Source organism: Streptomyces sp. NPDC127106, assembly GCF_042677605.1.
GTDB lineage: Bacteria > Actinomycetota > Actinomycetes > Streptomycetales > Streptomycetaceae > Streptomyces.
In genome coordinates this window covers 1-16,421 of sequence record NZ_JBHXTC010000041.1, presented here as the reverse complement: position 1 = coordinate 16,421, position 16,421 = coordinate 1, and the positions used below count along the sequence as shown (strand labels likewise).

Here is a 16,421-nt window from a genome sequence, read left to right as displayed (position 1 = left end):
CTCTCTGGTTCAGGCCCGGTCGCGGGCGGGGTCGGCGGACAGGTGGGCGGCGAGCGCGGGGACGGTCGACTCGCTGAGCAGCTGGAGCGGCAGGGTCCGCCCGAACCGCTCGGTGATCTCGAAGCGCAGGTTCATCAGGTTGATCGAGTCGATGCCGTGTTCGAGCAGGGTGCGGTCGGGGTCGATCGGTCCCGCCGCGTCCGGTACGAAGCCCGCGACCAGGCGCGACAGCAGCTCGGTCGCCGGCTCTCCGGAGCCGGCCGGCTGCGCCGCCGGCGCTGCTGCCGGGGCCTCGGCGGCTGTGGGGGCCGGGGCGGCTGCGGGGGCCGGCGCTGCTGCCGGGGTGGGCTCGGGGGCGGGGGCCGGTACCGGAGCGGACACCGCCACGGGCAGGGGGTCCGGTACGGCCGCAGTGTCCGCCGTGACCGGGTCGGTGATCCACAGCCGGCGCCGCAGGAACGCCGACGTGGGGAGCGGGACCAGTCGGGTGCCCGGCTCGCGGGGCGCGGCCCGCTCGATGTCGAGGCCCGACAGCCAGAGCTCGGCGAGCTGGTGCAGGCGCCGGTTGCGCCACAGGTCCGCGAGGAACGCCGTGGTCTCCGGCACCGTGTCCAGGTCCCGGTGGGCGCCGCGGCCGTCCCGCAGGTCGGCGTACCGCGCGGCGGTCTCGCCCCCGCCGGTGCCGGCCGGGCGGGCGAAGGCGCCCAGCGTGGCCGCCAGGCCGGCGGTGTCGGTCGCCACCACGGCGAGGCGGCAGTCCATGGCGGCCCGGCCGGTGCGCAGGCTGTACGCCACCGCGCGCAGGTCGGCGGGCGCCTCCGGGCCCTCCAGCCGGCGCGCGAGGCGGTCGGCGGTGGCCACCAGGTGCTCCCGCGTCGGAGCGGAGAGCAGGACCAGTTCCGGACGGCCCGGCAGGGCGGCGGCCCCGGCCGCCCGGCCGTGCCGCTCGGGCAGGTACTCCTCGACGATGACGTGGGCGTTGACCCCGCCGGCGCCGAAGGAGCTGATGCCCGCCCGCCGCGGCAGCGGGCTGCCGTCCGCGCCGGTCAGCCGCTCCCACCGGCCCGGGGTCTGCTGGAGGACGAAGCGGGTGTCCTCCAGGCGCAGGTTCGGGTTGACCGGGTCGGCGTGCAGGGTGGGCACCAGCTCGCCGTGGCGGAGCTGGAGCACCACCTTGGTCAGCGCCGCGATGCCGGCCGCCGACTCGCCGTGCCCCACCGCGGACTTGACCGACCCCAGCGAGCAGGGCACGGAGCCGGAGCCGTACGCGTCCTGGAGGCCGGCCAGCTCGACCGGGTCGCCGAGTTCGGTCCCGGTGCCGTGCGCCTCGATCACGTTGACGGTCGCCGGGTCGGTGCCGGAGTCGCGCAGCGCGGCACGGAGCACCCGGGCCTGTGCCCACGGGCTCGGCGCGGTGAAGCCGTTGGTCCGTCCGCCGTGCGCGACCGCGCTGCCGCGTACCACCGCGTGCACGGTGTCGCCGTCGGCCAGGGCGGCGGCGAGCGGCTTCACCAGGACGGCACCGCCGCCCTCGCCGGGGCCGAAGCCGGCTCCGCCGGCGCCGAAGCTGCGGCACAGGCCGTCCTCGGCCAGGAAGCCGGACTGGCGCAGCATCCGGAACCGGGAGGGGTGGACGTACAGGTTGACCCCGCCGACCAGGGCGGCCGCGCACTCGCCGCGGCGCAGTGCGTCGAGCGCCAGGTGCAGCGCCACCAGGGACGAGGAGCAGGCGGTGTCGACCGGCTGGCTCGGACCGCGCAGGTCGAGCAGGTAGGACAGCCGGTTGGGCAGGCTCCAGTAGTGCCCGGACGGCATCTCGCGGTGTCCGGCCGCCCAGCGCTCGGCGCCCAGCAGCTTGTAGTCGCTGGAGGTGATCCCGGCGAACACGCCGACACTGCGGCGCTCGCCGTCCGGCGCGACCAGGTCGTGCAGGCGCGAGCCGGTGTATCCGGCGTCTTCCAGTGCCTCCCAGGCGACTTCGAGGAAGAGCCGCTCCTGCGGGTCGAGCAGGGTGCCGTCGTGGGCGGACAGTCCGAAGAACGTCGGGTCGAACGCGTCGACGCCGTCGAGGAAGTGGCCCCGGGCCCGGACGCCGCCGGCGTCCGGCCAGCGGTCGGTGGGCAGGTCGGAGGTGGTGTCCTTGCCGTTCGACAGGTTCTGCCAGAAGGCGTCCAGATCGGGCGCCTGCGGGTAGCGGCCGCTGATGCCGACGATCGCGAAGAGGTCGTCGTCGGACGGTGCCGGCCGGGCGCCGGCGGTCGGGGCCGGTTCCGGTGCCGGTGCCGGTGCCGCGGCGGGAACGGCGGGGGCGGGTGCGGCCGGGGCTGCGGGGGCAGCGGGGGCAGCGGGTGCCGTGGGTGCGGCCGGGGTCGCCGCGGGTTCGGCCGGGACTTCCTGGCCGGCCGCCAGGTGGTCGACCAGCTCGTCCAGATCGCGCAGACCGAAGAGCATCTCCGGCCCGACCGGGGCCACCTCGGCGCTGAGCCGGGAGGCGAGGGTGCGGATCATGACGGAGTCCAGCCCCATCGACTCCAGCGAGGTGTGGCCGCCGATGCTGCCCGCGGGGCGGCCGAGGGTGTCGGCCACGGTCCGGCTGACCCGGTCGGCCAGCTCGGCCCGCCGGGTGGCGTCCGTCGCGGCGGACCCGGCCGACGCGACGGCGGGGGCGGCAGGAGCGGCGGAGGGCTCCTGGACGGCCGCGCCCGGCGCGGCACCGGGGCCGTTCTCCAGGTGGAGGGCGGCCAGGTGGGCCCGCCACTTGGCGGCGTCGCCGTGGAACAGCGACACCACCTCGGGGCCGTCCGCAGCCAGCAGGCGGTCCAGGGCCGCGAGCCCGGCGGCGGCGGGCAGCGGCACCATGCCGGTGTGCTGGGCCACCACCTCCAGCACCGGCTCGGGAATGCTCATGCCCGGGACGTCCCAGAGCGGCCACTGCACCGACAGCGTCCGGCCGTGCCGCTCGCCGCGCGCCACCCGCTCGGCGCGGCGGGTGGCGAAGCCGTCCAGGAAGCCGTTGGCGAACGCGTAGTCGCCCTGGCCGAGGTTGCCGGTCACCGCGGCCACCGAGGAGAACAGCACGAACGCGTCCAGCGGGAGGGCCGCGGTCGCCTCGTCCAGCGCCCGCGCTCCGAGGATCTTGGGGGCCAGCACGTCGGCCACGTCCCGCGGGTCCTTGCGCACCAGGTAGCCGTCGCGCACCACGCCGGCGGCGTGGAAGACGCCATGCAGGGCGCCCTCGGTCCGGACGATCTCCGCCACCAGCGCGGCGGCCGCCGCCGGGTCGGTGACGTCGGCCCGGACGTAGCGCAGGCGCTCGCCGTCGGCCACGGCGGTGCGGGCCGCATCGGACAGGTCGTCCCACGCGGTCCGGCCGCAGAGCACCACCCGGGCGCCGGGGCGGTCCGTCAGGTGCCGGGCCAGCGCCAGGCCGATCCCGCCCGCGCCCCCGCTGACCAGGTACACGCCGTCCCGGCGCGCGGCGGGGAGGGTGCCGGGCAGCGGCGCGGGGGCCAGCACCCGGCGCAGCCGGCCGGCGGAGCGGAGGTCGGCCAGGTGCCCGTGCTCGGCGGCCGGGGCGGCGATCTCGGCGAGCAGCCGCCTCGCGTCCGGCGTGCCGTCGGCGGTCAGCACCGCCCGGCCGGAGAGCCGGGGGTTCTCCTGGCGGAGCGTCTGGACGAGCGCTCCGGCGGCGTCGGCGCGGGTCGGGTCCGCGGTGACGGCCAGCAGGGTGAGCTGCTGGGTGCGCAGGACCGCCAGCGCCGAGCGGGCGGCCTCGAACGCCGCCAGGTCCGCGGCGGTCTCGGGAGCGCCGTCGGCGGGAGCGGTGAGCCGCAGCACGACGGTGACGGCCTGCGCGCCGGTGGCCCGCAGCGCTTCGGCGGCGGTCCGGTCCGTGCCCAGCTGGTGGACGTCGAGCCCGGTGGCGGCCAGGGCGGCCGCCAGGTCGCCGGCCGGGTCGTGCACCAGCAACGGGGCCGTGGGCGCGGGTGCGGCGGCCGGCAGCGGGGCCGGGATCCACTCCTGCCGGTGCAGGACCGGGTCGGTGAGCGGCGCGGCAGCCGGGGTCCCGGCCGGGGTGTGGGCGGTGGCCGGCTCGGCCGGGGTCCCGTGCGGGGTCCCGGCGGGTGCCGGGGTTGCGGCGGCTGCGGCCGTCGGGCGCGCGGCCCGCTCGACGTAGTGGCGCTCCGGGGCGAACGGGTAGCCCGGCAGTGAGAGCCGCCGGTGCCGGGCGGCGGGGCTGACCGCGGCCCAGTCCACCGTGTGGCCCTGCACGTAGAGCTTGGCCAGGGCCGTCAGCTCGGCCGGCCCGGGGTTCTCGCCCGCCCGCTCCACCAGCCGGGCCAGCAGCGCGGCCTGGGCGCGGCGGACGGCCGGGTCGGGCGCGGCGGCGTCGGGCGCGGTGTCGGTGCGCCGCGGGTCGGCCGAACCGCCGGCGAGCAGGTCCAGCGACTCCAGCAGCTCGTCCCGGTCGGAGACCAGCAGCGCCGAGCGGTACGGGTGGTGGGTGCGGGCGACGGCCAGGGTGTGGGCGACGTCGGCGGGCGCCGCGTCGGAGCCCGGGCCGCGCAGCCAGCGGGCGAGGTCGGCGGCGTGGGCCGCGGGCGCGTCGGCCCGCCGGCCCGACAGCGGGACCAGGACGGGCGAGCCGCCGTCGCCTGCGGTGGGGTGGGCGGCGGGCTCGGGAGCCTGCTCGACGACGACGTAGGCGTTGGTGCCGCTGAAGCCGAAGGAGCTGACGGTGGCCCGGCGGGGCCGGCCGCCGGCGGGGCCGGCCAGCTCGTGGCGCTCGGCCGCGACCGTGAACGGGCCCTGGTCGAACGGGATCTGCGGGTTGGCCCGGTCGTAGTGCAGCGACGGCGGGACCTGCCCGGTGCGCACCACGCCGACCGCCTTCAGCAGCCCGGCCAGGCCGGCTGCCGCCGACGTGTGGCCGATGTTGCCCTTGACCGACCCGATCGGCACGCTGGCCGGCGCCAGCCCGGCGCCGGCGAACGCCTCGTTGAGCGCGGTGACCTCGATCGGGTCGCCCAGCGGGGTGCCGGTGCCGTGGCACTCGACGTAGTCGATCCCGGCCGGGTCCACGGCGAAGCGACGCAGCGTGTCGCGGACCAGTGCGGCCTGCGAACGGGCGCTGGGGGCGGTGATGCCGTTGGTGCGCCCGTCCTGGTTGAGTCCCGAGGCCCGGATCACCGCGTGCACCGGGTCACCGTCGGCGAGCGCCTTCGACAGCGGCTTGAGCACCACGACGGCGCAGCCCTCCCCCGGCACGATGCCGTCGGCGCCGGCGTCGAACGGGCGGCAGCGCCCGTGGGGGGACAGCATCCCGGCCGCGCTCATGAACACGTGCGGCAGCTCGGTCAGGTACAGCGTGACGCCGCCGACCACCGTCAGGTCGGTCTCGCCGAGCCACAGCGACTGGCAGGCCAGGTGCAGTGCGGTCAGCGAGGACGAGCAGGCGGTGTCCACCGTGACGGCGGGGCCCTTGAGGTCCAGGTGGTAGGCGATCCGGGCGGCGAGGATGGAGTTGGAGTTGCCCTGCATCACCTGGGGCAGCCGGGCGTACGGGCTCTCCCGCTCGACCAGGTCCTGGTAGTCGTTGAGCATCACCCCCGCGTAGACGCCGCAGCGGGCGCCGGCGAGCGACCGGGCGTCCCGGCCGGCGTGCTCCAGCGCGCGCCACGCCTCCTGGAGGAAGAGCCGCGCCTGGGGGTCGGTCAGCTCGGCCTCACGGGGCGTCATCCGGAAGAATTCCGCGTCGAAGCGGTCGGCGTCCGCCACGTAGCCGCCCCAACGGGAGACGGACCGGCCCTCGGCTGCCGGGTCCGGGTCGTAGAACTCCTCGGTGCGCCAGCGCTCCGGCGGCACTTCGGTGACCAGGTCGTCGCCGTCCAGGATCCGCTGCCAGAACGTGTCCGCGTCGGCGGCGCCGGGGAAGCGCGCGCTGTAGCCGATCACCGCGACGGGCTCGGGCCGGCCGGCCGCGGCCCCGGCGCGGGGCACGGTCGGCCCGGCCGCGGGCCCGGCCGCGGGCGCCGGCTCAACGGCGGGCACGGTGAGCGCGGCAGGCACGGCAGGCACGGCGGGCACGGTGGGCACGGTGGGCGCGGCGGCGGGCGCGGACGGCCGCGGTGCGGCCGCCGGGCTCCGGCCGGCGAGCAGCGCCTGGGCGGCGGCCCGGTCCAGGCCCCCGTCCTTGAATCGGGTCAGGATCTCTTTCGCGTCCATCAGTTCTCGCGGTCCTCGCGTCGGCGGTGTCGGTCTGGTCGGGCGGCGGTCCGGCCCTCGGCCGGCGGGGTTCTTCAGGGGTGCTGGCGGTCGGCGGCGCCGTCGCCGCCGACGATGCGGTCCATCACCTCGGGCAGCCGGAAGGAGGTGCGGTGCATGGCCGCCTCCCGCGCGATCGCCGCGTCGGTGGCGGCGAGCAGCGGTGCGGCCAGGTCCCGCTTGAGCAGTTCCAGCGAGGCGCGCGGCGCGTTCGCGATGCCGGCGGCCAGCGCGTGGGCGGTGGACGGCACCTCGTCGTGCGCCGCCACCCGGACCGGCGCCCCGCGTCCGCGCAGCTCGGCGCCGCGGTAGTTGCGCGCGGTGTAGAGCATTTCGGTGCCGAGCTGGTGGCCGAAGCGGGTGGGCAGGAGGTGGGTCGCGCCCATGCCGGGGGTGAATCCGTAGCGCATGAAGTTGGCGGCGTACACCGACCGCTCGCTGAACACCGCGAGGTCCGCGTAGAGCGCCAGCACCAGGCCGCCGCCGATCGCGTGCCCCTGTACCGCGGCCACCACCGGCAGCGGGCAGCGGGCGAAGACCCGGAAGAAGTCGTCGGTGTCGAAGCTGCCGTCGCCCCGGGCGAAATGGACCAGCTCCCGCTGGGACCCGCCGGCGCAGAACAGCTCGGGCATGCCCTCGACCACCAGGACGCGGGTGCGTTCCTCGGCGACGGCCCGGTCGACGGCGTCGACCAGGCCGCGGCTGAGGGCCGGGCCGAAGGTGTTGCGGCCCTCGTGGTCGGCCATGCGCACCACGGCCACCGGTCCCTCCCAGGACAGGCGGACCACGTCGTCGGCGGCGGCGCCGGTGCCCGCCGTGACCGCGCTCATGCCGCCGCTCCGGCCTCGCGCAGCCGCGCCAGCAGCTGCCCGGTACCCGGGGCGGCGAACCGCTCGACCAGCAGCTGCGAGGCCTCGTGGCCCAGGCGGACGTCCCGGGGGAACAGCCGGGCGCGGTAGTCCTTGAGCGCCGCGGTGGTGCTCCGGTCGGTCCGGCCGAGCCCGGCGAGCACCGGGGGCAGCAGGTCCTCGGCGCGCGGGCCGGCCAGGTCGGCGAGGCCGGCCCGGTGGGCGGCGCCGGCGTCGAACTCCTCGGCGCGCAGGGTCGCCGCGAACGCCCGCTGCTCGCCGGTCCGGCGGGCGACGAACGGCAGCGCCATCGCCGGGACGAGCCCGGCCAGCACCTCGGTGAGCCGGAAGCGGGCCCGCTCCCCCGCCAGGACGAGGTCGCAGGCCGCGGCCAGCCCCACCCCGCCCGCGGTGGCCCGGCCGTCGACGACCGCGACGGTGGCCAGCGGGCTGCGGGTCAGCCGCTCCAGCAGCGTCCAGTAGGGCAGTTCGACGCCGTCCGGCAGCGGCTCGGGGGCGGGGTCGCCGCCGGACAGGTCGGTGCCCGCGCAGAAGTCCTCGCCCGTCGACGACAGGACGAACACCCGGCAGTCCGGGTCGCCTTCGGCCTGGTCGAGGGCCCGGGCGAGCGAGGTGAGCAGTTCGGCGTCGATCGGGTTGCGCCGCTCGGGGCGGTCGAGCACGGCCCGCAGCAGCCCGCGGCCGCGGACGACGCGCACGGCGTCCGGGCGGCTCATCGGTCGGCCCCCAGCCAGACGTACTCGCGGTGGTAGTCGCGGACGGCCTCCAGGACCAGCCGGGGCCGGCTCGTGCCGCCGCCGAAGCGGGCCTTGGTGATCTGCGGGAAGCGGTCCAGGTCGAAGGTGAAGTCGCGGGCGCCGAACTTCAGTTCGGCGGTGGCGGTGAGCAGCTCGTCGTACTCCGGCACGGACAGCTCGTAGCGGTCGTCCAGGGCCTCGCGGATGCCCATGGCGCGCACCGCCCGCTGCGACTCGGGGGTGACGACGGCGCTGTAGAACTCGGAGCTGCACCCGGAGCCGTAGGAGAAGATCCCGACCCGGCGCTCCCGGTCGATGACCGCGTTGTCGATGGTGCTGGCCAGCGCCAGGAAGACGGTGCCGGCGTAGATGTTGCCGACCTGGCGGGGGTACTCGACGGCCGCGGACAGCCGGGCGGTGAAGTCGTCCTCGATGGCCTGCGGGGACATCCGCTTGAGCTTGCGCAGGACGGCCCGGTGCGCGCCCTTGACCATGCCCGGGAACGGCGTGTGCATGGCCAGCAGGTCGAAGCTGTCCACCAGGTCCGCGCCCTCGACCTTGCGCGCGTAGTCGGTGAACGAGCCCTTCAGGCAGTCGATGTAGGTGAGCAGCGACAGGTCGACGTCGCCGGCCTCCGCCTCCGGGTCGGGGCGGCAGGTGTCCATCACCTCGTAGCTGTGGAAGCCGTTGGCGCCGCGGTCGAAGGAGGCGACCACCGGCTCGTCGCCGATCAGCATGGCGACCGCGCCCGCGCCCTGGCTCGGCTCGACGTAGGTGTGCGGCACGGGACGGGCGACGTCGCTGCTGATCACCAGGGCCTTGGCGCCGTCGAACGGGCTGGCGGCGACGACGGCCGCGGCCATCTGCATCGCCGCCGTGCCGCTGTAGCACGCCTGCTTGGTCTCGAACAGGCGGCAGGAGCGGGGCAGTCCGAGGTGGTCGTGGACGTAGGTGGCGAGCGACTTGCCGAAGTCGACGCCGGACTCCGTACCGACGATCAGGAGCTCGATGCGGTTGCGTTCCTCCTCGGACAGCGCGTCCACGATGGGCTTGGCGGCGTTGACCGCGAAGGAGACGGCGTCCTCGCAGTGCAGCGCCACGCTCTTGCGCGCCATCATCAGGTTGTCGATCCGGCTGTCGTCGAGCTGCCGGGCCGCGAACAGGGTGGGGACGTCGACGTAGGTCTCTCCGCAGTAGACGTTGATGGCTTCGATGCCGACCGGCTTCATGGGGGTGGTCTCCCTAGGTCAGGTGTGGTCAGGGTTCGGGTGGGCCGGCGCGGCCGCGCGCGCGGTGCCCGGCAGGCGCAGGACGACGGAGGCGTTGACGCCGCCGAACGCGAAGCTGTTGCTGAGGGCGGTGCGCATCGGGTGGCGTTCGGCGCGGGTGCCGACCAGCGGCAGTCCGGGGTCCACCGGGTGGTCGAGGTTGGGGTTGGGGTGGGCGCTGCCGGCCCGCAGCTGGCCGATGACCGCGACGGCCTCGACCAGCCCGGCGGCGCTCAGGCAGTGCCCGGTCAGCGGCTTGGTGGAGTTGATCCGCAACGAGGGGCGCTCGCCGAACACCTCGCGCAGCGACGCGGCCTCCACCTCGTCGCCGAGCACCGAGCCGGTGCCGTGCGCGTTGACGTAGTCGACCTCTTGCGCGGTCAGGCCGGCCGAGCGGAGCGCCGCCCGCATCGCCGCGACCTGGCCCCGGGCGTCCGGCTCGGTGCCCCGGCGGGCGTCCAGCCGCTGTCCGTGGCCGGCGACCTCGGCGAGCACCTCGGCGCCGCGGGACCGTGCGCCGGCCGCGGACTCCAGGACGACGGCCGCGGCGGCCTCGCCCCGGACGAACCCCTGGCGGTCGCGGTCGAACGGCCGGCACATCCGCTCCGGCGTACCGCGCAGCGCCTCGTGGGCCATCGCCCCGGTGCGGCGGAACGCCTCCGCCTCGACCGGGGACAGCTCGGCGACGGGCGCCACCACCAGGACCCGGCGCGCCCATCCCGAGGCGATCATCCGGGCGCCCTGGAGCAGCGCGATCGTGCCGCTGGCGGACGCGCCGCCCACCGTCCAGCCCTCGCCGCGGACGCCGGTGACCTCGCTGACGGCGCCGACCACGTCCACGTCGAGGTGGGTCAGGGCGTACGAGGCCCGCAGCCGTCCCGGCGCACCGTGGTGCCCGAGCACGGTGGCGGCCTGGTGCGCGAGGGCGAGGTTGCTGCCCGCGACGAGCAGTGCGGTCTCCTCGCCCCACGCGCCGCCGGGCTCCAGTCCGGCGTCCAGCACGGCCCGCAGCGCCACGCAGGCCGCGGTCCTCGCCGGCAGCGCGGCCCGGCCGGCGACCCGCCGCAGCAGGGCGGCGGTGTCGGGGTCACCGGCGAGGTGGCGCTCGGCCCAGCTCCCGAGGACGAAGTCGTCGAGGGCCGCGACGGGCAGCGGCCACCCGTCCGGGGAGCCGCCGGCGTCGCCGGACGGCATCCGCACCGCGCTGCGCCCCGCCAGCAGGGCGGCGGTGAAGCCGTCCAGCCGGTCGCCGAGCGGGCTGAGGACCGCCGCCGCGGTGACCGCCACCGGCTGCGCCGCGGCGGCGGGCGCGTCGCCGCTCACACGTGCTCGCTCAGCACCGCGACCAGGGACCGGAGGTCGTTGGCCCGGGTCAGCTGCTCGGCGGGCACCCGGACGCCGAGGTCGTCCTGGGTGGCGATGACCACGTCCATCCGGTCGATGGAGTTGGCGCCCAGCTCCCGCATGCTGTGGTCCAGCGTGATCTGGGACTCGGTCAGCTCCGGGAGCACGTCGATCAGGTTGCGGCGGACGACGGCGAAGATCTCGTCGGGGCTCATGGTGTCTGGTTCCTCGGTTCTCGTACGGGTCGGACGGCGGGGGTGCCGGAGGTCGGGGTCAGTGCCGGGGGGCGAGCAGGGTGACCGCCTGCTCGATGGACAGCCGGTTGTCGCGGACGGCGCTGAGCAGCGCGTCCAGGTCCGCCTGGGAGGGCTCGCCGGCGCCGGGCACCGGCAGCGGGAGGGCGGCGGGCTGCGCAGCGGCGGCGCGGGCCGGGGCGGCCGCCCGGGCCGGGGCCGCAGCGGCCCGTCCGGCGACGTGGCGGCTCAGCGCGGCGAGGCTGGGGTGGTCGTAGAGGATGCCGGCCTTCTCGTCCAGGCCGTACGTCTGGTTGACGAAGGCCACGAACTCCACGCCGAGGATCGAGTCCAGGCCGAGGGTGTTGAAGCTCGCCTCGTCGTCGATGTCGCCGGGCTCGCAGTACAGCGTCCGCGCCAGCTCTTCGCGCAGCGCCAGGGCGATCGGGGCGGGGTCGACGGCCACGACCGACGTGGCGGGCGCGGTGGACGTGGCGGGCGCCGCGGCCGGGGCGGGGGCCGGAGCCGGGGTGGAGGAGCCGAGCGAGGCGGCGACGTGCCGGGCGAACGCGGCCGGCGTCGGGTGGTCGTACAGGGCGGTCGCCTTGACGCCGACCGGGTAGGCGGCGTTGACCGCGGCGACGAACTCCACGCCGAGGATGGAGTCGACGCCCAGGGTCAGGAAGGTCTCCTCCGGGTCGAGCTGGTCCGGTTCGAGGTACAGCACACCGGCGAGCAGCCGGGCGACCTCCTCGGCGACCTCTTCCTGACGGCCCGCCGGTACGGCGGCGGGGGCCGGGGCGGCCGGGGCGGCCGGGGCGGCGGGGGCCGCCGGGGCAGCCGGGGCGGGAGGGGCGGCGGGGGCCGCCGGGGCCGGGGCCGCGGGTGTGGTCACGGCCGCGGCCGGGGCGAGCGGCCGGAGCGTGATCTTGCGGTCGCTGGTCATCTGTGGCTTCTCCATCGGGTCGGGTGCGGTGGCCGGCCGGCGGGCCGGCGCGCCCGCACCGCGCAGGGTGAGGGCGGGTACGGCTGCGGACGCGGCAGCCGGCGCGGGTACGGCGGCCGGAACGTCTGCCCGGGCGGGTACGGCTGTGGAGGCGGCGGCCGGCACGGCTTCGACGACCGGCACGGCGTCGGCGGGCTGCGGCCGGTCGGACGGGGCCCGGCCGAAGTCGCGCAGGTGGCTCCGGGCGAACGCGGGTTCCCGCCCCGCGCTGCCGAGGCCCTGCCGGTGCAGGTGGGCGATCTGCAGGTCGTACCAGCAGCGGACGCGTTCGAACGGGTAGTGCGGCAGCGGGATGCGGCGGCCGACGGAGGCGGAGCCGGAGGCGGCCTCGCGGTCGATGCGCCGGCCGGAGAGCCAGGCGGCGACCGTTTCGCCGGCCGGCGGGGCGGGCTGCGGCCGGCCCTCTGCCAGGGCGTCCAGACCGGCGAGCAGCAGGTCGAGGGAGTCGGCCGGCAGGGCCGCGCGGCGGGCCAGGTCGACGCGCCCGACCGCGAAGGTGAAGGCGACGTCGGCCGCCGAGGGCTCGTGGCCGGCGGAGCGGGCCCGGAGCAGATGGTCCCTCAGGTCCCGGGCGTACGCGGCGAGCGCGGTGTCCGTCCGGGCCGACAGGAACAGTACCAGCGGCTCCCGGCGGTCGGCCGCCGGACGCGGGGCGGGTGCGGGCGCCTCCTCGACGATGAGGTGGGCGTTGCCGCCGCCGGCGCCAAACGAGCTGATCCCGGCCCGCAGCGGGCGCGGGGCGCCGTCGTGGGTGCGCCACGGTGCGAGCTGCTGCTGCACGCTGAACGGGACCCCGTCGAAGTCGATCTCCGGGTTGGGCGGGGTGGCGTGCAGCGACGGCACCAGGGTGCGGTGGCGCAGCTGGAGCAGCACCTTGGCGAGCGCCACCGACCCGGCGGCCGACTCCAGGTGGCCGACGTTGGACTTGACCGAACCGATCGGGAGGCTACCCGGACCCTTGACGCCGTCCCGGGCGAACGCCGAGGCGAGTCCGCGGATCTCGATGGGGTCGCCGAGCGAGGTGCCGGTGCCGTGCGCCTCGATGTAGTCGAGGTCGCGGGCGGTCAGGCCGGCGTCCCGCAGCGCCTTCGTTACCAGGTCGGCCTGGGCGCGGGGGTTGGGCACGGTGTAGCCGTTGGTGCGGCCGCCGTGGTTGGCGGAGCTGCCACGGATCACGGCGTGGATGTGGTCGCCGTCGCGCAGCGCGTCCCGCAGCGGCTTGAGGACCACGGCTCCGACGCCCTCACCGGGGACGTAGCCGTCGCCGCCGGCGCCGAAGCTGCGGCAGCGCCCGTCGCTGGAGGCGAACCTCCCCTGGCCGAGCATGAAGTACTTGTTGGGGTGGATGAGGACGTTGACACCGCCCGCGATCGCCACCCGCGACGTGCCCGCGCGCAGCGACTCGACCGCCAGGTGGACGGCGGTGAGCGCGGAGGAGCAGGCCGTGTCGACGGCGACGCTCGGGCCCTGGAAGTCGAAGAAGTAGGACACCCGGTTGGCGATGGACCAGTAGGCGCTGTTGGCCAGCACGGGGTTGCCCCTGAGCCGTTCCTCCGCCTCGTGGAGCTGGTACTCGCCGTACATCGCCCCGACGAACACGCCGACGTCGCGCTTGTGGACGGGGTCCTCGGCGGCGGTCACCAGGCGGTCCGGGGTGTAGCCGGCGTCGTCGAGGGCCGCCCAGCAGGTCTCCAGGAACAGCCTGGCCTGCGGGTCGACGATCCCCGCCTCGCGGGGCGAGATGTTGAAGAGCGCGGCGTCGAAGTTCTCCACCCCGTCGAGGAATCCGCCCCACTTGGTGTGGGTGCGGTCGACGCGGGTCTTGTCGGCGTCGTAGAGGGCTTCGGCGTCCCAGCGGTCGGCCGGGACCTCGGTGATGCTGTCGCGGCCCTCCGTCAGGTTCCGCCACAGCTGGTCGAGGCCGTCGGCCTCGGGGAAGCGTCCGGCGACGCCGATGACGGCGACCGCCCGGGGGTCGGCGAGGTCGTCGGCGGACGGTCCCGCCGGGGAGGCGGCCACGGCGACCACGGCGGCCTCGGCCGGCGCGACGGGTGCGGCGGCCTGGACCGGCGCGACGGGTGCGGCGGGTGCGGCTGCCTCGGCCGCGGCGGCGGGCGCCGCCGGGGCGGTCCCCTCCGGTCCGCCCGCGAGCGCGGTGCACCGCTCGGGGTGCTCCTCCCTCAGGTACTCGGCGAGCTCCGCCACCGAACGGCACTCGAACAGCAGGGTCTTGGAGAGCCGCCCGAAGTCCTGTTCCAGCAGCTCGACGACCCGGATGGCGAGCAGGGAGTCGATCCCCAGGTCGTCGAAGAGGCGGTCGGCGGTGACGTCCTCGACGGGGGTGCGGGTCGCCTCGGCCACGACCTCCGCCAGCCGCCGGTGCAGGACACCGGTCACGTCCTCGGCCGGCCCGGCGGCAGGGGCCGCCGCCCGCTCCGGGACGGGCGCGGGTTCGGGGGCGGCCGTACCGTCGGCCGAGACGGCGGCGGGGGCCTCGGAGGTCAGCAGCGGGAAGGCGGCGAGCAGCGCCTCCCGGTCGCCGTACAGCACCACGGGCGCCGGCGCGGGACCGGCGAGCAGGGACTCCAGTACGGCGAGCCCGGCTCCGGTGGGCAGTGCCCGCATGCCGAGGGCGGCCAGCTCCTCCTGGGCCGGCCCGTCCGGGCGCATCCCGCCGTCCGCCCAGAACGGCCAGGCGATCGACACCGACCGGCCCCGGCCCGCCCGGTCCGCGCGGCGGCGGACCAGCTCGTCGGCGGCGGCGTTGGCGAAGGCGTAGTCGGCCTGGCCGGCGCTGCCGAGGGCGCCCGACACGGAGGAGAAGACGGCGAAGCAGTCCAGGTCCCAGTCGGCCGTCGCCGTGTCGAGCTCGGCCGCACCGACCAGCTTGGGGACGATCACTTCGCGTGCGTCGGCGACCGTCTTGCGCAGGACGTACCCGTCGCGCAGCACCCCGGCGCAGTGGAAGACGCCGTTCACGGCGGGACCGGTGGCCGCGATCCGCCGGGCGGTGTCGCCGACGGCGGCCGGGTCGGCCGGGTCCAGCCGCAGGTACTCGACCGAGCCGCCGGTCCGGGCCGCCCGGTCGGCGAGCCGGCGCAGCTCCTCGCCGCGCGCGCCGTCGGCGGCCGACCGGCCGGTGAGCACGATCCGTGCGGCGTAGCGGTCGAGCAGGTGCTCGGTGAGGAGGACGGCGAGGCGTCCCATCCCGTGGATCCAGTAGCGGCCGCCGTGGCGCAGGACGGGCCGGGAGCCGGCGGCGGGCGTGAGCGGTGCCAGGACGGTGGTCTTCAGCCCTCCGTCGGCCGCGACGGTCAGCGCCCGGGAGAGCGGCACGCGCACCGTCAGGGCGTCGAGCGCGCGGCGCAGCCCGGCCGGTCCGGCGCCGTCCTCGACGGCGAGGGCGGTGAGGTCGAAGCGGGGGTTCTCCCCGGCCAGCGAGCGGCCGAGCGCCGCGAGACCGCCGCCGGTCACCGCGCCCGCCGGGGATCCGGCCGGGTACGGGACGACGAGGTGGGCGCCGCGCCGGCCGAGCGGGCGCAACAGGGCCCGCAGCAGGGCCAGGACCCGCAGGGCTCCGTCGGCGGCGGTGGCCGCGGGAGCGGAGTGCGGGTCGCCGTCGGCGGCCGGCCACACGATGGTCGGCCGTCCGCCGCCGGCGGGCAGCCGCGCGGCCAGCTCGGCGCCGGTCGCCGCGGCGGCGTCCGGGTCGGCGGGCTCGGGGAGCACCAGGTCGGCGCCGTCGAGGGCGACGTCCCCGATCAGCACCAGCGGTCCGGCGGCCGGGGCGGCGTCCTGGCCGGGCAGGGTGAACTCCTGCTCGACGGCGGCGAACAGGTGGACGTCCTGCGGCACGGCGGGCACGGCGGGCACGGCTGGCGCACCGGGCGCACCGGACGCGGCGGCCGCGGTGACCGGGCGCAGGGCGAGGCCGCGCAGCGTCAGCAGTACGGCGCCGTCCTCCGCCGCGACGGTCACGTCGTACCGGCGCACCCGGCGGCCTCCGCCGGCGAGCCGCTGCGGGCTGACCCTGACCCACACCTGGTCGGGGAGCGGAGCGTGCACCGTCAGCTCGTCGACGGCGAACGGGATGAAGGTCTCGCCGGCCAGGTCCTCGCGCAGGACGCAGCCGATCACGGACTGGAGGGCGCCGTCCAGGACGGAGGGCGAGACGGTCTCGCCGTCCGGGGACTCCGGCGCGGCGGCGACCCGGGCCAGCACTCCGGTGGGGCCGTGGTGCAGCTCGCGCAGGACCCGGAAGGCCGGGCCGTAGCCGACGCCGTTGTCCGCGAAGTAGCGGTAGAGGGCGGCGGGTTCCGCCGACTCCGGGTACGTGCCGCGCAGTGCGGCGAGGTCGAGCGGGGCGGGTCGCTCCGGTGCGCCGGCCGACAGCCGGGCCTGGGAGTGGACCTCGGTGGAGACCACCCGGACCTGTCCGTCCTCGATCTCCACCCGCAGCTCGACCGGGTTCACCACCTCCACGGTGCGGTGGAACGCCAGGTCGGCGAGGCCGGCCGCCGGGCCCCCGGCCTGCCGGCCGGCGGCGGTCAGTGCGAGGTCGATCTGGGCGGCGGCCGGGAACACCGGCCGCCCGCCCCCCCGGGGGGCGGCGGCCGGGGGGGCGGGGGGGCCCCCCCCCCCGCCCCGGCGCGCCCCGGCGCCCCCGGCGCCCCCGGCCCCGCGGGCCCCGCCCGCCCGCG

7 protein-coding genes are annotated in these 16,421 nt (G+C 77.1%); all 7 read right to left on the bottom strand.

What is annotated here, in order from left to right:
* Positions 1 to 9 precede the first annotated feature (9 nt).
* The 7 genes from ACFVGY_RS27575 to ACFVGY_RS27545 all read right to left on the bottom strand — a co-directional run bounded on the left by ACFVGY_RS27575 (position 10) and on the right by ACFVGY_RS27545 (position 16,305).
* A complete protein-coding gene (locus ACFVGY_RS27575) occupies positions 10 to 6,225 on the bottom strand; it encodes an SDR family NAD(P)-dependent oxidoreductase (RefSeq protein ID WP_385681834.1) in 6,216 nt (2,071 codons plus the stop codon).
* Between the two features lie 74 nt (positions 6,226 to 6,299).
* Entirely contained in the window at positions 6,300 to 7,094 is a 795-nt protein-coding gene (locus ACFVGY_RS27570) for a polyketide synthase (RefSeq protein ID WP_385681832.1), read from the bottom strand.
* Positions 7,091 to 7,849, bottom strand: coding sequence for an enoyl-CoA hydratase/isomerase family protein (locus ACFVGY_RS27565; protein WP_385681830.1), 759 nt, complete (start codon positions 7,847 to 7,849; stop codon positions 7,091 to 7,093). Before ACFVGY_RS27565 ends, ACFVGY_RS27570 begins: the two co-directional genes overlap by 4 nt.
* Positions 7,846 to 9,099, bottom strand: coding sequence for a hydroxymethylglutaryl-CoA synthase family protein (locus ACFVGY_RS27560; RefSeq protein ID WP_385681828.1), 1,254 nt, complete (start codon positions 9,097 to 9,099; stop codon positions 7,846 to 7,848). The genes ACFVGY_RS27565 and ACFVGY_RS27560 overlap by 4 nt, the downstream gene beginning before the upstream one ends.
* A gap of 18 nt (positions 9,100 to 9,117) precedes the next feature.
* The gene (locus ACFVGY_RS27555; RefSeq protein ID WP_385681826.1) at positions 9,118 to 10,461 is read right to left on the bottom strand and encodes a beta-ketoacyl synthase N-terminal-like domain-containing protein; all 1,344 of its coding nucleotides are present in this window, start codon (positions 10,459 to 10,461) and stop codon (positions 9,118 to 9,120) included.
* Positions 10,458 to 10,697, bottom strand: a complete 240-nt coding sequence (locus ACFVGY_RS27550; protein ID WP_385681824.1) for a phosphopantetheine-binding protein — start codon at positions 10,695 to 10,697, stop codon at positions 10,458 to 10,460. Before ACFVGY_RS27550 ends, ACFVGY_RS27555 begins: the two co-directional genes overlap by 4 nt.
* Positions 10,698 to 10,755: 58 nt before the next feature.
* A complete protein-coding gene (locus ACFVGY_RS27545; protein WP_385681822.1) occupies positions 10,756 to 16,305 on the bottom strand; it encodes a beta-ketoacyl synthase N-terminal-like domain-containing protein in 5,550 nt (1,849 codons plus the stop codon).
* Positions 16,306 to 16,421: the final 116 nt, after the last annotated feature.